The following is a 20,298-nucleotide window of genomic DNA, read 5'->3' on the forward strand; positions in this document are numbered from 1 at the left end:
TTGAACAAGTTTGGGATTAATGTTCTTTTGTCAGTCCCATTAATGCTTGTTGCGTTTCTGTGATTTTTGTCTGTGCCGTTTGTGGTGTTAGGATCCCAATCTGCTTTTTTGCTTCTTCTTCAGTAATCCCTAGGTGACAGCACAGTAAATCGATAGCCATTTGAGTGTTAGTACCTTCAACCATGATTCTTCCCTTTTTGTACATGGACTAGCCAATAAATCATCTGAGGTCACTGTAAACGGATTGTTATATCGACACCATACGACTTAGGTCTAATAGACCGTGATTAACTCATCTACAATCTCGTAATCAAATGTTGCAATTTAATGCTTAACCTTGTTTTCTTAATCTAAGACTATATGTATAAGTAAGTATAAGTCTTCAAGGTTGGAATCTATTGCTGTCTGCCTTGTCTATAACAATAAGTTTTATAAAAACAGCTTTCATGCGGAGATAAGTAATGAAGCGAGTAATGTTGTTCCTTGCAACCAACCTTGCGGTTGTATTGGTACTAAGTGTTGTTCTTAATATTGTATATGCAGTCACAGGTATGCAACCAGGAAGCCTTTCAGGCTTGTTGTTAATGGCTGCGGTGTTTGGTTTTGGCGGCTCATTCATCTCATTAATGATGTCAAAGAAAATGGCGCTACGCTCAGTAGGCGGCATGGTCATTGAAAGCCCACGTAACGAAACAGAACATTGGTTGATGGAGACGGTAAGCCGTCAATCTCAACAAGTTGGTATTGGTATGCCAACAGTGGCGATCTACGACTCGCCAGACATCAACGCATTCGCGACGGGTGCTAAGCGTGACGATTCATTGGTCGCAGTATCAACAGGTCTGCTGCACAACATGACGCGTGATGAAGCTGAAGCAGTATTAGCGCATGAAGTGAGCCACATCGCGAACGGCGATATGGTGACCATGACGTTAATGCAAGGTGTAGTGAACACGTTCGTTATCTTCCTATCTCGTTTCATCGCCAACATTGTTGCGTCGAATGACAACGAAGAAGAGGGCGGCAGCAACATGATGGTGTACTTCGGTGTGTCTATGGTGTTGGAATTGGTATTTGGTTTCTTAGCAAGCTTCATTACGATGTGGTACAGCCGTCATCGTGAATTCCATGCCGATGCAGGTGCAGCGAACCTAGTGGGTAAAGAGAAGATGATTGCAGCGCTAGAGCGTCTAAAGGTGAGCCATGAGCCACAACTAGAAGGTTCTATGATGGCATTTGGTATCAATGGTAAGAAGTCTCTAACAGAGCTTCTAATGAGCCACCCACCGCTAGATAAGCGTATTGCGTCTTTACGTAACATGTAATTTCTAACACAAGCTGCTGTCGTTAAGTGGCAATATGTATTCTAAAGGCTTCCTTCGGGAGGCCTTTTTTGATCTTGGCATTTAAGGATGTTTGTCTAATGTGGCTTGCAGTATTTGAATGGGGGAGGTGAGTAGGACAAGTCAGGTTTGATTGACGACTGTTGTTTACTTAGGGACTACTGTTCGAGACATTTGTTCTACGCAACAAAAAGGCTTCCACATGGGAAGCCTTAGTCTATTCTGTGATTCGAACTTCGAATTTTACAGCTTGTCAGTTAGCTCGATTGCTTGACCGATGTAGTTCGCTGGCGTCATCTCTTTTAGACGTACTTTCTCGTCTGCAGGGATTTCAAGACCATCGATGAATGCACGCATGCCTTCGCCATCTACACGTTTACCACGAGTTAGCTCTTTTAGCTTCTCGTATGGCTTCTCGATGCCGTAACGACGCATTACTGTTTGTACTGGTTCAGCCAATACTTCCCAGTTTTTGTCTAGTTCAGCAAGTAGCGCAGCACGGTTAACTTCTAGCTTGCTAATACCTTTCAGAGTCGAAGTGTATGCAATGATTGCGTAGCCAACACCCACACCTAAGTTACGAAGAACTGTAGAGTCAGTAAGGTCACGCTGCCAGCGAGAAACTGGAAGTTTTTGTGCTAGGTGGCTAAATACTGCGTTCGCTAGACCAAGGTTGCCTTCAGAGTTTTCGAAGTCAATTGGGTTAACTTTATGCGGCATTGTAGAAGAACCGATTTCGCCAGCAATAGTCTTCTGCTTGAAGTGACCAAGAGCGATGTAGCCCCAAACGTCACGGTCGAAGTCAAGAAGGATAGTATTGAAACGAGCAACAGCATCAAATAACTCAGCGATGTAATCGTGAGGTTCGATTTGAGTTGTGTACGGGTTCCAAGTTACGCCAAGAGATTCAGTGATGAACTCTTCGCTGAACTGGTGCCATTCAACTTCTGGGTATGCAGAAAGGTGTGCGTTGTAGTTACCTACAGCACCGTTGATTTTCGCTAGGATCTCAACGTTTTCGATTTGCTTGTATTGACGTTCCATACGGTACGCAACGTTAGCCATCTCTTTACCCATAGTAGAAGGAGAAGCAGGCTGACCGTGTGTACGAGACAGTAATGGAATGTCACGGTACTCGTTCGCAAGCGCTTTGATAGCTTCAATTACGTTACGGATTTCTGGAAGAATCACGGTATCACGAGCTTCTTTAAGCATAAGCGCGTGAGAGGTGTTGTTGATGTCTTCAGAAGTACATGCAAAGTGAATAAATTCGTTTACAGCGTGAAGTTCAGGAACGCCAGCAACTTTCTCTTTCAAGAAGTACTCAACCGCTTTAACGTCGTGGTTAGTCGTGCGCTCGATCTCTTTGATACGTAGAGCATCTTCTTCACTGAAGTTAGCAGCTAGTTCATCAAGAAACTGGTTAGCTTCTGCACTGAACGCTGGTACTTCTTTGATTGCATCTGTAGCTGCAAGCTTTTGTAACCAACGAACTTCAACGATAGAGCGGTACTTTAGTAGGCCAAACTCACTAAAGATGCTGCGTAATGCAACAGTCTTGCTTCCGTAACGGCCGTCTACTGGTGAAACAGCAGTCAATGCTGACAGTTCCATGGTGTTCTCCTGAATTGAGTTTTCTAAATTTTGAGAGGTTTATACCAGTAACAATCTCAATTGTCACGCATATTGCGCAATCGTTTGCGCGAGAATTGTATTGGTACAAAAAACAAGCTCGCGACGAGGCGCGAGCTAATAAATTACATGCGAGCTAGCAGGATTTGAGCCTGCTCGATCATTTTTTTGCGACCGAAGATAAGGTGACGACGTTTGCCGCCAACCTGACGCCATAACACAGCGCTTCGAATTCCTGATAGCAGCAGAGCACGAACCTTATGCTGGCTCGATGTCTGTTGAAGTACTGCTGGCGTACCAGAAACCTGAATACGAGGGCCAATAGGGCTCACTACATCTAAGTAGATGCTCGCAAGGTTGCTGATCATTTGCTCGTCAAACAGATCGAAGTGCTCAGTTTGACGCTCTGCAGTTTGAATACGATCACCAAGCTGTGACATAGAGTCATTGCGAGCAGATAGTTTACGTTCAAGCGCCATCAAGCTGATGATGTAGCGAGTAATGTCGCTACCAGCAGGAGTACTGTCGATACCTTTTACTAAGCATTCAAGGCCTAGCTTTAGGTTCGCCTCACGGCCAAATACACCCACAGTGTTCGCTGGGTTAGTATTTAAAATGGCATTGAGTGAAGCTTCGAAGGCATCTTTATCACAACGGCCGTCTTTCGCTACTTGTTGAACCAAAGCCACAGCTTGGCAAATTCCAGCGAAAGCAATAGTACGGTCATAAAGTGTATTAGCCACGTAGTAACTCCTAGTTGTTTTCTATCGTTTGTTGTTCGTTCGATTAGATTAGATGCGTTTTTCGATGATACCACCACCAAGACAGACTTCATCTTGGTAGAACACAGCCGACTGGCCTGGCGTTACAGCGATTTGCGGCTCATCGAAGATAACCTTAATGTTATCATCGTCAATTGGGATGATTGTACAAGGAATATCGGTTTGACGGTAACGTGTTTTTACCGTGCATGTCATAACTTCAGTAATTGGTGTGCGATTAACCCAATGAAGCTGAGATGCGAACAAGCCTTCTGATTTAAGAAGCGGGTGGTCTTTACCTTGAACCGCGATCAGAACATTACGCTTAAGATCTTTTTCACCAACAAACCATGGTTCTTCGTTACCGCCGCCACCTTTAGTGCCGCCAATATGAAGACCTTTACGTTGACCCAAAGTGTGGTACATCAAGCCTTGGTGCTGACCAATAACTTGGCCTTCAGGTGTCTCGATGTTACCTGGTTGAGCCGGTAGATATTTGCCAAGGAACTCTGTGAACTTACGCTCACCAATAAAGCAGATACCTGTTGAGTCTTTTTTCTTCGCAGTGATCAAGTCTTGCTCTTCAGCAATACGGCGCACTTCAGGCTTCTCTAATTCACCCACAGGGAATAGGCTGCGTGCCACTTGATCTGAACTTAGCGTGTATAAGAAATAGCTTTGGTCTTTATTGCCGTCTAGGCCACGTAGCATTTCTGGTTTCACGCCAGCGTCTAGCTCTTCTTGAGTTGGGAAAGTACGACGAACGTAATGACCCATCGCAATGTAGTCTGCGTCTAATACTTCATCCGCAAACTCTAAGAATGCTTTGAATTTGATTTCTTTATTACAAAGGATATCTGGGTTCGGTGTACGACCGGCTTTGTACTCTTCAAGAAAGTACTCGAATACATTATCCCAGTACTCTGCGGCAAAGTTGATAGTGTGAAGGTGGATACCTAATTTGTCACATACCGCTTGAGCATCAGCAAGGTCTTCAGCTGCCGTGCAGTATTCTTCGTTATCATCTTCTTCCCAGTTTTTCATGAAAAGGCCTTCTACCTGATAGCCTTGTTGCTGAAGAAGATACGCCGATACTGACGAATCTACACCGCCGGACATACCGACAATTACTTTCTTTTCGCTGTTTCCAGAGCTGATATCTGACATGTCTAAACACCGTTACTATTACTTGGTCGCAGATTCTAACAGAAAGAGAAACACCGCGACAGATCCGAGACCGGAATCACAGTTTCATTTGCACAAATATTGCGCTGACTTCGTTAGAGAATCGCATGAACGCGAGGAGACTCGCTAGGATGTCAGATCTATATGTGGCATAGTCGCTCGAAATCCAAGACCTGAGATAAAAAATGTCTGAACAAAATGAGTTTATGCAAGAAGAACAGTTGATCGAGATTATCGAGAACCAACTTGAAGATGGCCAACCTGTAAAAGTGAAAGAGACGCTGATGCGTTTAATGATGACAGGTACTCCTCGTGAAGAGGCGATTACGGCTATGGCATGTGCACTGGCTATTGAAGTATTTGATGTAATGAAAAACGGCGCTGAGTTTAATCAAAAACGTTACGCCGAGCATTTGGGTATGCTACCTGACTTAAGCTTTATGGAAGGCGAATAAAAAAATAGCCTAGCAAACGTTTGCTATAGTTTGAAAGATTGCCGCGTTAAATATAGCGCGGTAGAATCCGCCACCTATTTCCCCTTGACTTAGACTAGCCTTATGAAATTCCCTGGACAACGTAAATCAAAGCACTATTTTCCGGTTCACGCTCGTGATCCTTTAGTAAGCCAAGCTCAAACTAGCAAAAGAATGTCACGTACTCATATTATCGGTATTGACCAAACTTTGGTGGATATTGAAGCGAAAGTGAGTTCTGAGCTAATCGAAAAATACGGGCTAAGTAAGGGACACTCACTGGTTATTGGTGATGAAGCTGCTGAATCCTTGTATCAAGAATTAAAAGAACAGTGCCTGATCACCAATGAATACGCTGGTGGCACTATTGGTAATACATTGCACAACTATTCAGTACTTGCGGATGACCGTTCAACGCTATTGGGTGTAATGAGCCAAGATATTAAAATTGGTAGTTACGGTTACCGCTATTTATGTAATACATCAAGCAGAATGGATCTGAACCATTTACAAGGGGTAGATGGCGCAATTGGTCGCTGCTTTGCATTAATTACAGAAGATGGTGAACGTACTTTCGCAATTAGCGAAGGACAAATGAACCAATTAAAACCAGAAAGCATCCCTGAGAAAATTTTCAAAAGTGCTTCTGCTTTAGTATTAACGGCGTATTTAGTTCGTTGTAAACCAGGTGACCCTATGCCTGAAGCAACAATGAAAGCGATCGAATACGCGAAGAAATACGATGTGCCTGTTGTTTTAACACTTGGTACTAAATTCGTTATTCAAGATGATCCAGAGTTTTGGAAAGATTTCCTTGAACAGCACGTAACCGTTGTTGCAATGAATGAAGACGAAGCAGAAGCCTTAACAGGTGAAAGCGATCCTCTTGCTGCTTCAGACAAAGCATTAGAGTGGGTAGACTTGGTTCTGTGTACAGCAGGCCCTGTTGGCTTATTCATGGCGGGTTATACTGAAGACGCGGTGAAGCGTGAAACTTCATTGCCGTTGTTACCAGGCTCGATTGCAGAATTTAACCGCTATGAGTTTAGCCGTCCTGCACATAAAGAGTTATGTGACAACCCAACGAAAATCTATTCGCATATCGCGCCTTACATGGGTGGTCCAGAAAAGATCAAGAATACCAATGGTGCAGGGGATGCGGCGCTGTCGGCTTTATTACATGATATGGCAGCAAATAAATATCATAAAGAAAATGTACCGAATTCTAGCAAGCACCAACATGCATTTTTAACGTATTCATCTTTCTCACAAGTTTGTAAATATTCAAACCGTGCAAGTTATGAAGTGTTGGTTCAGCACTCTCCTCGCTTGTCTCGCGGCCTTCCTGAAAGAGAAGACAGTCTAGAAGAAGCATACTGGGAAAGATAAGATATTTTTATCTTTTTCATTTATATTTCTAATAGTGAAATATAAAAAAGGCTCCGAAAGGAGCCTTTTTTGTTTCTGAATATATTGAAGCCGTAAATAATACTTTAGTCGACTTAATATTAATTCTATTGCTTAGTGTTTTATTGATTATTCACTTAGCAAACAGGATGCCTTAAAGAGCAAACTCTTCTAGAGATTTACCAGCATCTAGTTGTTCTTGGATAGCTGAAGGCGTACGGCCTTGACCTGTCCAAGTTTTCTCGTCGCCGTTTGCGTCTACGTATTTGTATTTCGCTGGGCGAGGAGCACGTTTAGCTTTAGTTGTTTTAGATTTTGCTTCACCAGAAAGTGCAGCAATAAGATCTGCAACATCAATTCCGTCTTTTGCAATTTGTTCAGCAATAGCAGAAAGCTTAGCTTCTTGTTCTGCTTTAGCAGCGCGTTCTTCAGCTTCAGACTCTTGACGCTCTTGTACAACAATAGTCAGCTTGTCTAGCGCTTCTTCAAGTTGCTCAAGAGTTAATTCACGTGAGAACGCACGAAGGCTGCGGATATTTAATAGTGTTTTTGTTAATTCAGACATGATATTTCCCATCAAGGTAAACTAAATAATCCTCCTAATAATAAACAGTGCCTAGGAATAAAACAAATAGTATTTCTTGTATTGGTTATTTAAATATAAAAGTGAGATGAATAGTTGAAAAAGAAACGACTCACTTTTGATGAATTTATAATAATTATTAAGATTATCTTAAAAATCGATATGTGACTGGTGGAGTAATTGCTATATGTAGACTATTTTTTTATTGATTAGTTCATTAACAAAAAGACATTTTTGTCGGAATGATATGTTGCATTGTTGCTCTTGATGGGTACAATTGCGGCTACCTGATGCGATGCTTTGGTTAATTTGTTGTTAAACTCTGGTTTGCACAGTTAATAATGTTATCGCACGTAGAGGCGCAATTATAAAAAGTAGTTTTCGTTGGGGTGATGCCAATGAACGGGAATGAAAGGTGTAATTGCCGAAGTAAATTGTATATCTAAACAATTTGCTGGGGTTGTGCTCAATAGGTACAACACTGCCATAGTCTTAATTTTAAACTATGGAGCGCTACTGTAGGGTTGGGTGAAGTGTTCACTTCCCTTTCGCTTAGTTCAACATGAGCTTGATAAACCGTATCAAGTTTGTCTGCAGTAGATCTCTAGCCAAATAAAAAACTGGTTTTTGAAGATCATGAATTTAATAGATTTTGCAACATCGCCTTTATCGCTGCTTCCTCCTTTGGTTGCATTGACTCTAGCTATTGTTACCCGCCGTGTATTGGTTTCCTTGGGTGTTGGTATCGTTATGGGTGCGATTCTACTTGCTGACTACTCAGTAGGTAACGCAGCTAGTTACGTGTTCACTAAAGCATCTGGTGTTTTCATCGAAGATGGTGGCATTAACACTTGGAACATGAGCATCATCGCATTCCTAATTATTCTCGGAATGACAACTGCATTACTCACACTATCTGGTGGTACTCGCGCATTCGCTGAGTGGGCACAGTCTCGTGTGAAGAGCAAACGTGGTTCAAAACTACTTGCTGCCTTCTTAGGCGTATTCATCTTTGTCGATGATTACTTCAACAGCTTAGCGGTAGGTGCTATCTCTCGTCCTGTAACAGACCGCTTCTACGTATCTCGCGCTAAGCTAGCTTATATTCTAGATTCTACCGCTGCTCCAATGTGTGTGATTATGCCTGCTTCTAGTTGGGGTGCTTACATCATCACTATTATTGGTGGCATCTTAGTGACACACGGTGTGACTGAGTATTCTGCACTGGGTGCTTACGTTCGTCTTATCCCAATGAACTTCTACGCTGTGTTCGCACTATTAATGGTATTTGCCGTTGCATGGTTCGGTCTAGACGTTGGTAAGATGCGTGAACATGAGATTGAAGCCTCTCAAGGCCGTGGCTTTGAAGGCGACAACGATCAAAAGCAAGCGCACGATCTAAACGAAGAGCTAGACATTCAAGAGAGCGAAAACGGTTCTGTCTCTGATCTTGTTATGCCAATCGTATCGCTAATCGTAGCAACAGTTGCTGCCATGCTTTACACAGGCGGCCAAGCGCTGACTGCTGACGGTCAAGCATTTAACCTGCTTGGTGCGTTCGAAAATACAGATGTAGGCAAGTCTCTTGTTTACGGTGGTGTTTTAGGTCTGCTTGTTGCGCTAGCGACAGTGTTTAAGCAAAAGCTACCAATGTCTGATATCGCAAGAACAATGTGGATCGGTGCTAGCTCTATGTTTGGCGCTATCCTGATTCTTGTGTTCGCTTGGACTATCGGTTCTGTCATCGGTGACATGAAAACAGGTTCGTACCTATCATCTCTAGCAACGGGCAACATTGATTACCACTGGCTACCCGTTATTTTGTTCCTTCTTGCTGGCCTAATGGCGTTCTCGACAGGTACATCATGGGGTACGTTCGGTATCATGCTACCTATCGCGGGTGACATGGCTGCAGCCTCTGACATCGCGCTAATTCTGCCTATGTTAAGTGCGGTTCTTGCGGGTTCTGTATTTGGTGACCACTGTTCTCCAATCTCAGACACAACGATTCTGTCTTCTACCGGTGCTCGTTGTAACCACATTGACCACGTATCGACTCAGCTTCCTTATGCGCTGTCTGTGGCGTTCGTATCGTGTATCGGCTTCATCACTCTAGGTATGACATCATCAACTGGCATCGCGTTCGGCGCAGCGTCTCTAACGTTTGTGGCAGTATGTTTTGCATTGGCTTATTTCTCACGTTGTAAAATGTCGACGTGCAAAAGCTAATCATCACTTGATTGAATAATGAAAAGGGAGGCGTTTGCCTCCCTTTTTTTGTGCTCGTTAATTTAATTTTAAATTTCGTGAAAAAAGTTCGAATAAATGGTTGAAAAAGGGTGTCAGCTTAGTTAGTGTGGAGACAAGACAGCAAACAACCTAAGAGCCGATAAGTATGCGTAAATTAGCAATGAACATTCATCACCATCATCACCCTATCTAGTCTTTCGGGGAGATTTACGTATACCCGGGAGCAAGAATTCTCCCGGAGGTTAAGTCAAAGAATTTAGATTTAAACCCTCGGGACGACAAAGTCTTCCGAGGGTTTTTTAGTTTTAGCACTTTTAAATAATCAATAAATTCAAATATTTGCACAGGGATACAGCAATGCAGACACAACGCCTAAGAATCGCAATTCAAAAGAAAGGTCGCTTAAGTAAAGAGTGCCAAGATCTACTTAAAAAATGTGGTGTTAAATTTAACATCATGGGTGAGCAGTTAGTTGTTCATTCACTAAATATGCCAATCGACTTGTTACTGGTTCGTGATGATGACATCCCAGGTCTTATCATGGACGGTGTAGTTGACCTAGGTTTCATTGGCGAGAATGAACTAGAAGAAGTTCGCCTAGACCGTATCGCTCTAAACGAGCCATCGCAATTCAGCACTCTACGCCGCTTAGATTTCGGTGGTTGCCGCCTTTCTATCGCTATCAACAAAGATGAAGAATACAACGGCCCACAAGATCTTGCGGGTAAACGTATTGCGACAACCTACCCACAACTACTTAAAGCCTACATGGACGAGCAGGGTGTTGAATTCAGCACTTGTATGCTAACAGGTTCGGTTGAAGTTGCTCCTCGTGCAGGTCTAGCTGACGCTATCGCAGATTTGGTTTCTACAGGCGCTACGCTAGAAGCGAACGGCCTGAAAGAAACGGAAGTTATCTTCCAATCTAAAGCAACTCTGATTCAACGCACTGGCGAATTTGATGCAGACAAAATAGCATTGATTGAAAAACTACTGACTCGTATGCAGGGTGTTCAACAAGCGAAAGAGTCTAAGTACATCATGCTTCACGCGCCAACGTCTCAGCTAGAGCAAATCAAAGCGCTATTACCTGGAGCTGAAGATCCTACTGTTCTTCCTCTATCTACAGACAAAGACAAAGTTGCCGTTCACCTAGTAAGTACTGAGAACTTGTTCTGGGAAACTATGGAACAGCTGAAGGAGTTGGGTGCAAGCTCGATTCTAGTATTACCAATCGAAAAAATGATGGGGTAGTGACGATGAGAACCGTTGTTTGGCAATCTTTAAGTGAATCACAGCAAGACTCGGTACTAGAGCGTCCAGCTATTACTGAAGGTGCAAACATCACTGCGACTGTTTCTGATGTTATTGCAAAAGTACGAAATGAAGGCGATGCCGCACTTAAAGAGCTGACTGAAAAGTTCGATCGTGTGACTCCAGAATCCATTCGAGTCAGCTCGACTGAGATTGAAGAGGCATGTGCTCGTTTAACACCAGAAATGAAGCAAGCGTTAGAGCAAGCTTATAGCAATATTGCTAAGTTTCACGAAGCTCAGAAGCCGCAACCAATTAAGGTTGAAACACAACCAGGCGTTGTGTGTGAGCAAGTGACACGCGCTATTAATACTGTTGGCCTTTATATTCCGGGTGGCAGCGCGCCACTTCCGTCAACGGTTCTTATGTTAGGTGTACCTGCTCAAATCGCGGGTTGCCGCAAGGTTGTGCTTTGTTCACCTCCGCCAATCGCGGATGAAATCTTGTATGTCGCTAATCTTTGTAAAATCGATGAGGTTTACAATGTCGGTGGTGGTCAAGCTGTTGCTGCCATGGCTTACGGTACGGAGAGTGTCTCTAAAGTAGATAAAATTTTCGGTCCTGGTAATGCGTACGTAACGGAAGCTAAGCGCCAAGTGAGTAACGACTTCCGTGGTTCTGCGATTGATATGCCGGCAGGCCCATCGGAGGTGATGGTAATTGCAGACGAAACTGCGGATGCTGACTTCATTGCTGCGGATTTACTGAGCCAAGCTGAACACGGCCCAGATTCACAGGTTGTATTGGTAACACCATCGCCAGTTATTGCCGACCAAGTAACCGATGCGGTTCAGAAGCAACTGAAAGAACTGTCTCGTGCGAACATCGCTCAGCAAGCATTAGCATCTAGCTTGATTATCATTGCTGAATCGATCACTCAAGCCATCGCTATTTCGAATTTCTACGGCCCTGAGCACTTGATTGTTCAAACCAAGAACCCACGTGAATTACTGCCATTGCTAGATAATGCGGGGTCTATCTTCCTGGGTGACTGGTCTCCTGAATCTGCAGGTGACTACGCATCAGGTACAAACCACGTTCTTCCTACTTACGGCTATACCAAAACCTATTCAAGTCTAGGTTTGGCTGATTTCTCTAAGCGTATGACGGTACAAGAGTTAACTGCTGATGGCTTGAAAGGCCTAGCGCCAACGGTAGTCACAATGGCGGAAGCCGAAGGTTTGGATGCGCACAAACGTGCTGTGACTATCCGAGTTGAAAAATTAAATCGATTTGAACAGTTAAATAAAGCGAAGTAGGGGCGGAGCATGGAAAAGTTAGCAAGAAAACAAGTTCAGGCTCTAACACCTTACTTGTCTGCAAGACGCATTGGTGGCAGCGGAGATGTGTGGCTAAACGCTAACGAGTCTCCGTTTGATAACGAGTACAACCTAAACTTGTCTCGTCTTAATCGCTACAGCGAGTGCCAGCCTAAAGAGCTGATCGATGCTTACGCTCAATATGCAGGCGTGAAATCAGAGCAAACGCTGACCACTCGTGGCGCTGACGAAGGTATCGAACTTTTGATTCGAGCTTTCTGCGAGCCGAACGAAGATTCGATTCTGTACTGCCCTCCGACTTACGGTATGTATGCTATCAGTGCCGAGACGATTGGTGTTGAGCGTAAAGTTGTGCCTCTGACGTCTGAATGGCAATTGGATCTTCCCGCGATTGAAGCGCAACTCGACAACGTAAAAGTGGTGTTTGTTTGTAGCCCAAATAACCCAACCGGTAATTTGGTTGATCGCAAAGACATCATCAAGTTGCTTGAAATGACACAAGACAAAGCGATTGTGGTGATGGATGAAGCGTATATCGATTTTTGTCCAGAAGCATCAACCGTTGATTTACTGGAGCAATATCCAAACCTAGCGATTCTGCGCACTTTGTCGAAGGCCTTTGCTTTGGCGGGCTTACGTTGTGGCTTTACGCTAGCCAACAAAGCGCTTATCGATGTACTGTTGAAAGTGATTGCTCCTTATCCTGTGCCAATCCCTGTTGCTGACATTGCCGTTCAAGCACTCTCAGAGAAAGGACTAGCGCGAGCGAAGTTCCAAGTTTTGGATTTAAGTGCTAACCGAGCGTATTTGCAAGCTGGTTTGTTGGGTATGCCTCAAGTGACGGTATTTGATGGTTGGGGTAACTACCTGCTGGTTAAATTCCCGAACGGCGATGAGTTGTTTAAAGCGGCATGGGACACGGGCATCATCTTGCGTAATTCGCCAATTGAGAACTGTGTTCGTATTAGTATTGGTAACCGCGAAGAGTGCGAAAAGACACTTGGATTCATTCGTAACTTTTTTCAGTAACGAAAGGCTTACCATTAATAACATTTGTCAGTTTGAGTTGATTAAAAACAGACTGGCAAATGAAACCAATATTTTGGGTTAGCGTTTGATTTTAGCTAGGCCAGCAGATTTAAAATTAAAAGGAAGTTCAAGTGAGTAAACAACAGAAAATACTTTTTATAGACCGTGACGGCACCTTAATTGTTGAGCCACCAGTCGACTTTCAAGTAGACCGTTTAGACAAACTAAAATTCGAACCGCTAGTGATCCCTAGCCTACTAGCATTGCAAGATGCGGGTTACCGTTTAGTGATGGTGACTAACCAAGATGGTCTAGGCACAGATAGCTACCCACAAGAAGAGTTCGATGCTCCGCACAATATGATGATGGAGTTCTTTGAGTCTCAAGGCGTTAAGTTTGACGACGTGCTTATTTGCCCTCACTTTGACGAAGACAACTGCTCTTGCCGTAAGCCTAAACTGGGTATGGTTAAAGAATACCTACAAGGCGGCAAAGTCGACTTCCAACACTCTGTTGTGATTGGCGATCGAATGACGGATCTTCAACTTGCTGAGAACATGGCAATTCGTGGTATCCAATACGGCCCGGATGCAGAAACGGAAGGCACACTCAACTGGCCACAGATCGTTAAAGATTTAACGGTTAATGCTCGTGTTGCTGAAGTGGTTCGTACAACGAAAGAAACTGACATTAAGGTAGCCGTAAACCTTGATGAAACCGGTGGTAACAAGATCGATACTGGCATGGGTTTCTTCGATCACATGCTTGATCAAATCGCGACACACGGCGGTTTCCAGATGAACCTGACTGTGAAGGGCGACCTACACATTGATGATCACCACACAATCGAAGACACCGCTCTTGCTTTAGGCCAAGCACTTAAAGATGCATTAGGCGACAAACGTGGTATCGGCCGTTTCGGTTTCAGCTTGCCTATGGATGAGTGTTTAGCTCAGTGTGCTTTAGACCTATCTGGTCGTCCGTACCTAAAATTTGATGCTAAGTTTAGCCGCGAGCAAGTGGGTGACCTTTCTACGGAGATGGTGGTTCACTTCTTCCGCTCTCTAACCGATACATTGGCTTGTACATTGCACCTTTCTTCAGCTGGTAATAATGATCACCACATTATTGAGAGCCTGTTTAAAGCGTTTGGTCGTACTCTTCGCCAAGCAATCAAAGTTGAAGGTAATGAATTACCAAGCAGCAAAGGCGTTCTGTAAGGTTAACGTTAGCAAGGAAAAACAATGAAAGATCAAAAAGTTGTTATTATTGATACTGGTTGTGCCAACGTTTCCTCAGTGAAGTTTGCGATTGAACGTCTGGGCTACGCAGTTGAAATTTCGAAAGAACCAAAAGTTGTTCTAGCTGCGGACAAGCTGTTCCTACCCGGTGTAGGTACAGCAAGTGAGGCAATGAAGAACCTGCAAGAGCGTGACCTTGTTAGTCTTGTGAAGCAAGTAGAGAAGCCTCTGCTGGGTATCTGTTTAGGTATGCAGCTGTTAGGCAAACTGTCTCAAGAGAAAGGCCAAAAAGCTGACGAGTTAGTTGAATGCTTAGGATTGTGTGATGGTGAAGTTCGTTTACTTGAAACGGGTGATTTGCCATTACCACACATGGGTTGGAACACAGTTACCGCGACACCTAACCACCCTTTATTCAAAGACATTGAAGAGGGCGAGTACTTCTACTTTGTACACAGCTTCGCAATGCCAGTGGGTGACTACACAATTGCACAATGTGATTACGGAAATCCGTTCACAGCGGCAGTGCAAAGTGGCAATTATTATGGTGTTCAATTCCACCCAGAGCGATCTTCGAAAGCTGGCTCTAAGCTGATTCAGAACTTCTTGGAATTGTAATAAGGATTAGGTAGCGGCTACCGTTGCCAGATAAGGAATGTAAATGATTATTCCCGCGTTAGATTTAATTGAAGGCCAAGTTGTTCGCTTATTTCAAGGGGACTACGGGCAAGTAACAGAATACAAAGTCGATCCAGCAGAGCAGTTTAACCTGTATCACCAAGCTGGCGCTGGTTGGCTGCACCTTGTTGACTTAACAGGCGCAAAAGATACCACTGCTCGTCAGTTAGACTTAATTGCTAAGCTACTGGCTAGAACGCCTGCGAACATCCAGATTGGTGGTGGCGTGCGTAACGAACAAGATGTTGTTGATCTACTAGAAGCTGGCGCACAGCGCGTTGTGGTTGGTTCTACAGCAGTTAAGCAACCTGAGTTGGTTAAAGGTTGGATGGAAAAGTACGGCGCGGAAAAAATCGTGCTGGCTCTGGATATCAACATTGACGAAAGCGGCACACGTAAAGTGGCGATTTCAGGTTGGCAAGAAGATTCAGGCGTGACCATTGAAGCGCTAATTGAAGATTACCTCACGGTTGGCCTTAAACACGTTCTGTGTACAGATATTTCACGTGATGGCACGCTAGAAGGGTCAAACGTAGAGCTCTATGTTGATCTCTGTAAACAGTACCCACAAGTGCAATTCCAATCATCGGGTGGCATTGGCAGCCTAGCTGATATCGAAGCACTGAAAGGCAGCGGCGTTGCGGGTGTGATTGTTGGTCGTGCACTGCTTGATGGCAAGTTCACCGCAGAGGAGGCATTTGCATGTTGGCAAAGCGAATAATCCCTTGTTTGGATGTCCGTGATGGGCAAGTGGTTAAGGGCGTTCAATTCCGTAATCACGAAATTATTGGTGACATCGTTCCGCTAGCACAACGCTACGCAGAAGAGGGCGCTGATGAATTAGTATTTTACGATATTACCGCATCAAGTGATGGCCGTGTGGTCGATAAGAGCTGGGTGAAACGCGTAGCAGAAGTGATTGATATCCCTTTCTGTGTGGCTGGTGGTATTAAGTCAGCAGAAGATGCAGCGCGCATTCTTGAGTTTGGTGCAGATAAAGTATCCATCAACTCGCCTGCATTGGCTAACCCTCAGCTGATCACTGACCTAGCTGATAAGTTCGGCGTGCAGTGTATCGTTGTCGGTATCGATTCATACTTCGATAAAGAGACGGGTAAATATCAGGTTTACCAATTCACAGGCGATGAAGCGCGTACCAAAGCAACCAAGTGGGAAACCAAAGATTGGGTGCAGGAAGTACAGAAACGTGGTGCAGGTGAGATTGTGTTAAACATGATGAACCAAGATGGCGTTCGCAACGGCTATGATATCGACCAGTTAAACATGGTACGTTCAGTGTGTAATGTACCCCTGATTGCATCAGGTGGCGCTGGTGCGATGGAGCACTTTGCTGAAGCCTATAAAAAAACCAACGTGGACGGAGCACTTGCGGCTTCGGTATTCCACAAGCAAGTCATCAATATTGGTGAACTTAAACAGTATTTGAAACAACAAGATGTAGAGGTGCGACTATGAGTTTTGAACCCGTAAGCTTATCAAAAACAGAAGTAGGCGCATTGTCAGAGCGTATTGATTGGGAAAAAGTAGATGGCTTAGTGCCGGCTATTGTTCAAGATTACCAATCGAGCCAAGTGCTGATGATGGGGTACATGAACCCAGCAGCGCTCGAGAAAACAGGTGAAACTGGCCAAGTGACGTTTTTCTCTCGCACTAAAGAGCGCCTTTGGACCAAAGGTGAAACGTCGGGTAACGTATTGCAACTGCAAAACATGTCATTGGATTGTGACAGCGATACCTTGCTGGTTAAGGTTAATCCCATTGGCCCAACGTGCCACACAGGTACAACAACGTGTTGGGATGGCGATAAGCAAGAAGAAACACAGATGGTGTGGCTTCATCAGCTTGAGCAGCTACTGGCTGCCCGCAAGGACGCAGACCCTGAGTCTTCTTATACTGCCAGTTTATATGCCCGTGGCACCAAGCGTATTTCGCAAAAAGTGGGCGAAGAAGGCGTTGAAGTCGCGCTTGCGGCGACGTCGGGCGATAAGGCGGAATTAGTGTGTGAATCAGCAGACTTGATTTATCACTTGATGGTTCTTTTACAAGACCAAGGCTTATCGATGAACGATGTGGTGAACAAATTAAAAGAGCGCCATAAGTAAGCTCTCTTTAGATTAATCGAACCACGTAACAGATAGATAAAAGCCCCGTAAACAACCATGTTTACGGGGCTTTTTAGCTTTTTAGCTTTTAAATTTTCAAGATTTCAAGATTTCAAGATTTCAAGATTTCAAGATTTCAAGATTTCTAAGCCCTGCGTCACTTTTCTAAACTCTGACTTTACGTCATTCCGAGGAGCCTAAGCGACATCAGGAATCTCTTTACTTAATCAAACATTCTAATTATTTGACTTACCCGCAGCACTTCTTATATTTCTTTCCGCTACCACAGATACATGGGTCATTGCGGCCGATTTTGAAACTCTCAACCGTTTGGTTTAGACGCGGGTCAATCTCTGGCGCTGATCGTTCTTCTTGCTCAGGGAAGGTACCATCAATGTAATACCAAAGACCGTTTTCACGAACAAAGCGCGAACGTTCTTGCATACAGAACTGCTCAGCCTCGTCGTTGAAGTATGCTTTAAACTCAACAAAGCCTTCGTTCTCATGTGAACCTGCGGCAGTATCGATGACTTCTAAACCCGCCCAATCACTATCTATGGATTCAGCAATACCTTCTCTCTGCGCTTCTGCATTACAAGTCGGGTGGTAAGTAGCAACCACATAATCAACTAAACCAAGTACATGTGCAGAATAACGTGAGCGCATTAATTGCTCGGGTGTTTCAACTGCACTGTGGTTAAGGTGTGCTGATTCGCAACATTGTTGGTAAGTATTTTTGCTACCGCATGGGCATAAAGGCATAGTCAGATCCTGTAAAAATGGCCTCTATTAAGAGGCCATATATGAATGCGTTGGAGTTTACCAAGAAACGATCGCTCACCAAAGCTTAGCTTCTATTGAAGCAGCAATGTGAAGTGAACTATTTCAACGAAGGTGATAACAGCTCTTGAGCCCAAGTAGTCGCTTCATCATAAGCTTGACCAAGTTCCGCTTCACTTAGCTTGAGAAGTTTACGAATGCGCGTTGCTTCGTCCCAGCGAGCTTGTTCATATGCAATGACCATTGCCATAATGGCGCCTAAGACACCTTTTCGTTGAATCAGAGCTTGCTTGATCTCTTCATCGATTGGTACTGAATCCAAGACTTGCTGTAACGGTTGGTCAAACAGTGAATCAAGTAGAGAGAACATACCGGTTAAAAAGGCTTGTCCGGGTTCTACCTTTACATTCATCTTTTCTACTAAGAGTTCACACTGACGAGCGCGCAGTACCGCTAAACCATAGAGTGAATCGGGTTTATCTTCTTTCGCAGAGGCAATCGCTACCAGTGAAACGAACTTACGCAGCTTTTGCTCGCCAAGGAAAATAAGCGCTTGGCGAAATGAACGAATGGTCGTTGCTGAGCCACCTGCGGAGTTTACATACGCAAGTACTTTATAAGAAAGCGTCACATCTAACGTAATTAAGCGTTCTACTTCGCCAAAGTCGATAGGGTCGTGCGCAATCTCTTTTAACAGCTGAACAATCGTCAAGAACGCAGGGTTGAGAGCGCGAGTTTGAATCATTTCCGGCTTGCTGAAAAAATAACCTTGGAAGTAGGTGAAGCCTGCTCTATTTGCTTCTTGATATTCATCGTAAGTCTCGACCTTTTCTGCGAGGAACTTAATATCCAACCCTTTGAGAGAGTTCATGAACATCGAAGCTTTCGCGATTGAGATCAAACGGATATCAAACTTGATAATTGAAACGTACGGTAAAAAGCGCTTCCATGCTTTGCTTGGTACAAAGTCGTCTAACGCGATAGTGTAACCCGCGTCATAGATAGTTTTTATTGCTTCAAGTAGTTCGTCTGTTGGTTCGCAGTCTTCAAGAACCTCAACAACGAGGCTTTCTTTGGGGAACAGAGTCGGGACTAAGTTGATTAGGCTTGCATAAGGGAAGTTCACGAACCCCAATTTATCACCCAACGTATTATAGTGAGTTGATAAAAAGTGATCGGAAAGCAAACGGCTAGTAGCGAGCTCCGGCTCTACTTCAGGGAAAGTGTTCTTAGGACCATCCCTGAATAGCAACTCGTAACCTATGGTTTTCTTGTCTGTATCGAGTATTGGTTGACGCGCTACGTATGAATATTTCAACTTGGTACTGTGTTCTGTTTATTTCTGGTAGAGAGATAATAGCTAATTCAGTAGAAATTACCATACACTTTCTATGAAAGTCTGACCGATAATAATAATCAAAGTGAAAGTTTAATAGTGATGTTAAAAGCGGTTGCTAAACTCTCGATTCTGTAGTTCAAAACTTTGCGGAGTGAACACCAGCACTGAACCTTGCGTATACCAATCACCCAATACGATACGAGTTTTAGTGCAATTACTAGCATTAAAGGTGTGAATGTCAGGGCGATGAGTATGGCCGTGGATCATAAGATCGACGCTGTTTCGTTCCATCACATCTTCCACTTCCTGTTGTGTCACATCCATGATGTCGAGGGATTTGGTCTGCTTGTCATCTTTGATGTCAGATTGAACCTTCGAGACAATTTTCTTCTTGATGAAAAATGGAATTCTGTTGAAGACCCATTGCAGCCATGGTTGATGCACTTTTTCACGGAAGGCGAGATATTTTACATCTTCGGTACACAGGGTATCACCATGCAACACCACCGCTTTTTGTCCGTAGATATCGATCGTTGATACTTCATCTAGAAGTTGCACGCCCGTCTGCTTGGCAAATTTTTTGCCAACTAAAAAGTCGCGGTTACCTTGTGTGAAGTAGCAAGGTACGCCCGTTTTCACTAAGTCGATAAACGCTTGGCGGATAGAAGTCGCGAACTCACTCTTATCGTCGTCACCAATCCAGAATTCGAAAAGGTCGCCTAACACGTAAAGTGCATCAGCTTCTACGGCTTCTTTCTTCATAAAGGTTAAGAAGCAGTCAGTGATATCTTGTCGTGACGGAGTAAGGTGCAGGTCTGATATAAAATATGTTTTCATAGGTCTAAAAAAAGGGAGCGATTCGCTCCCTATATCCTGATTT

20 protein-coding genes, 1 riboswitch and 1 other annotated feature are annotated in these 20,298 nt (G+C 44.0%); of the genes, 12 read left to right on the plus strand and 8 right to left on the minus strand.

Annotated features, from left to right (window positions below):
- Positions 1 to 16: 16 nt before the first annotated feature.
- A complete protein-coding gene (locus AC3CIA_RS05525) occupies positions 17 to 184 on the minus strand; it encodes a hypothetical protein (RefSeq protein WP_017078977.1) in 168 nt (55 codons plus the stop codon).
- Positions 185 to 461: 277 nt separating this feature from the next.
- On the opposite strand from AC3CIA_RS05525, the gene htpX reads away from it, so the two are divergent.
- Positions 462 to 1,325, plus strand: a complete 864-nt coding sequence (htpX, locus tag AC3CIA_RS05530) for a protease HtpX (RefSeq protein WP_010439977.1) — start codon at positions 462 to 464, stop codon at positions 1,323 to 1,325.
- Positions 1,326 to 1,586: 261 nt separating this feature from the next.
- Here htpX and purB read toward each other — a convergent pair whose 3' ends face one another.
- From purB to mnmA, 3 genes are all read right to left on the minus strand, one after another.
- On the minus strand, positions 1,587 to 2,957 hold the full coding sequence (gene purB, locus AC3CIA_RS05535; RefSeq protein ID WP_114633225.1) for an adenylosuccinate lyase: 1,371 nt from the start codon (positions 2,955 to 2,957) through the stop codon (positions 1,587 to 1,589).
- 143 nt (positions 2,958 to 3,100) lie between these two features.
- Positions 3,101 to 3,718, minus strand: coding sequence for a high frequency lysogenization protein HflD (hflD, locus tag AC3CIA_RS05540; RefSeq protein ID WP_004734565.1), 618 nt, complete (start codon positions 3,716 to 3,718; stop codon positions 3,101 to 3,103).
- 48 nt (positions 3,719 to 3,766) lie between these two features.
- On the minus strand, positions 3,767 to 4,903 hold the full coding sequence (gene mnmA / locus AC3CIA_RS05545) for a tRNA 2-thiouridine(34) synthase MnmA (RefSeq protein WP_102517596.1): 1,137 nt from the start codon (positions 4,901 to 4,903) through the stop codon (positions 3,767 to 3,769).
- A gap of 203 nt (positions 4,904 to 5,106) precedes the next feature.
- On the opposite strand from mnmA, the gene AC3CIA_RS05550 reads away from it, so the two are divergent.
- Positions 5,107 to 5,376 carry a hypothetical protein gene (locus AC3CIA_RS05550; RefSeq protein ID WP_488518667.1) on the plus strand — a complete coding sequence of 90 codons (270 nt, stop codon included), beginning with the start codon at positions 5,107 to 5,109 and terminating at the stop codon, positions 5,374 to 5,376.
- 102 nt (positions 5,377 to 5,478) lie between these two features.
- Positions 5,479 to 6,783 carry an inosine/guanosine kinase gene (locus tag AC3CIA_RS05555; RefSeq protein ID WP_004734568.1) on the plus strand — a complete coding sequence of 435 codons (1,305 nt, stop codon included), beginning with the start codon at positions 5,479 to 5,481 and terminating at the stop codon, positions 6,781 to 6,783.
- A gap of 172 nt (positions 6,784 to 6,955) precedes the next feature.
- On the opposite strand, the gene AC3CIA_RS05560 is transcribed toward AC3CIA_RS05555, so the two are convergent.
- Complete coding sequence (locus tag AC3CIA_RS05560) at positions 6,956 to 7,366, minus strand: H-NS family histone-like protein (RefSeq protein WP_004734569.1); 411 nt, start codon at positions 7,364 to 7,366, stop codon at positions 6,956 to 6,958.
- A 364-nt stretch (positions 7,367 to 7,730) separates the two neighbouring features.
- A riboswitch (Lysine riboswitch) is annotated at positions 7,731 to 7,908 on the plus strand.
- Between the two features lie 112 nt (positions 7,909 to 8,020).
- Here AC3CIA_RS05560 and AC3CIA_RS05565 point away from each other — a divergent pair.
- The 9 genes from AC3CIA_RS05565 (at position 8,021) to hisIE (ending at position 17,299) form a co-directional block, all read left to right on the plus strand.
- Positions 8,021 to 9,613: a Na+/H+ antiporter NhaC family protein gene (locus tag AC3CIA_RS05565; RefSeq protein WP_102557357.1), complete on the plus strand. Its 1,593-nt coding sequence runs from the start codon at positions 8,021 to 8,023 to the stop codon at positions 9,611 to 9,613.
- A gap of 189 nt (positions 9,614 to 9,802) precedes the next feature.
- Positions 9,803 to 9,938: a sequence feature (His leader region), on the plus strand.
- Positions 9,939 to 9,991: 53 nt separating this feature from the next.
- Complete coding sequence (hisG, locus tag AC3CIA_RS05570) at positions 9,992 to 10,888, plus strand: ATP phosphoribosyltransferase (RefSeq protein ID WP_029224816.1); 897 nt, start codon at positions 9,992 to 9,994, stop codon at positions 10,886 to 10,888.
- The gene (gene hisD / locus AC3CIA_RS05575) at positions 10,888 to 12,207 is read left to right on the plus strand and encodes a histidinol dehydrogenase (protein WP_017094422.1); all 1,320 of its coding nucleotides are present in this window, start codon (positions 10,888 to 10,890) and stop codon (positions 12,205 to 12,207) included. Before hisG ends, hisD begins: the two co-directional genes overlap by 1 nt.
- Before the next feature lie 9 nt (positions 12,208 to 12,216).
- The gene (gene hisC / locus AC3CIA_RS05580) at positions 12,217 to 13,257 is read left to right on the plus strand and encodes a histidinol-phosphate transaminase (protein ID WP_473577211.1); all 1,041 of its coding nucleotides are present in this window, start codon (positions 12,217 to 12,219) and stop codon (positions 13,255 to 13,257) included.
- 131 nt (positions 13,258 to 13,388) lie between these two features.
- Entirely contained in the window at positions 13,389 to 14,477 is a 1,089-nt protein-coding gene (gene hisB / locus AC3CIA_RS05585; RefSeq protein WP_004734574.1) for a bifunctional histidinol-phosphatase/imidazoleglycerol-phosphate dehydratase HisB, read from the plus strand.
- A gap of 24 nt (positions 14,478 to 14,501) precedes the next feature.
- Complete coding sequence (gene hisH / locus AC3CIA_RS05590) at positions 14,502 to 15,116, plus strand: imidazole glycerol phosphate synthase subunit HisH (RefSeq protein ID WP_004734575.1); 615 nt, start codon at positions 14,502 to 14,504, stop codon at positions 15,114 to 15,116.
- Positions 15,117 to 15,159: 43 nt separating this feature from the next.
- Positions 15,160 to 15,897, plus strand: a complete 738-nt coding sequence (gene hisA / locus AC3CIA_RS05595) for a 1-(5-phosphoribosyl)-5-[(5-phosphoribosylamino)methylideneamino]imidazole-4-carboxamide isomerase (protein WP_488518668.1) — start codon at positions 15,160 to 15,162, stop codon at positions 15,895 to 15,897.
- The gene (hisF, locus tag AC3CIA_RS05600; protein WP_004734577.1) at positions 15,879 to 16,652 is read left to right on the plus strand and encodes an imidazole glycerol phosphate synthase subunit HisF; all 774 of its coding nucleotides are present in this window, start codon (positions 15,879 to 15,881) and stop codon (positions 16,650 to 16,652) included. Before hisA ends, hisF begins: the two co-directional genes overlap by 19 nt.
- Positions 16,649 to 17,299, plus strand: a complete 651-nt coding sequence (gene hisIE / locus AC3CIA_RS05605) for a bifunctional phosphoribosyl-AMP cyclohydrolase/phosphoribosyl-ATP diphosphatase HisIE (RefSeq protein ID WP_488518669.1) — start codon at positions 16,649 to 16,651, stop codon at positions 17,297 to 17,299. The genes hisF and hisIE overlap by 4 nt, the downstream gene beginning before the upstream one ends.
- 249 nt (positions 17,300 to 17,548) lie before the next feature.
- Here the strand turns inward: hisIE and AC3CIA_RS05610 are convergent, their stop codons facing one another.
- From AC3CIA_RS05610 to lpxH, 3 genes are all read right to left on the minus strand, one after another.
- Entirely contained in the window at positions 17,549 to 18,061 is a 513-nt protein-coding gene (locus tag AC3CIA_RS05610) for a YchJ family protein (protein WP_488518670.1), read from the minus strand.
- 118 nt (positions 18,062 to 18,179) lie between these two features.
- Positions 18,180 to 19,397: an EAL and HDOD domain-containing protein gene (locus AC3CIA_RS05615; protein WP_146457305.1), complete on the minus strand. Its 1,218-nt coding sequence runs from the start codon at positions 19,395 to 19,397 to the stop codon at positions 18,180 to 18,182.
- A gap of 123 nt (positions 19,398 to 19,520) precedes the next feature.
- Positions 19,521 to 20,255, minus strand: coding sequence for a UDP-2,3-diacylglucosamine diphosphatase (lpxH, locus tag AC3CIA_RS05620; protein WP_146457307.1), 735 nt, complete (start codon positions 20,253 to 20,255; stop codon positions 19,521 to 19,523).
- Positions 20,256 to 20,298: the final 43 nt, after the last annotated feature.

The organism is Vibrio sp. QJM3NY_27 (genome assembly GCF_057785955.1).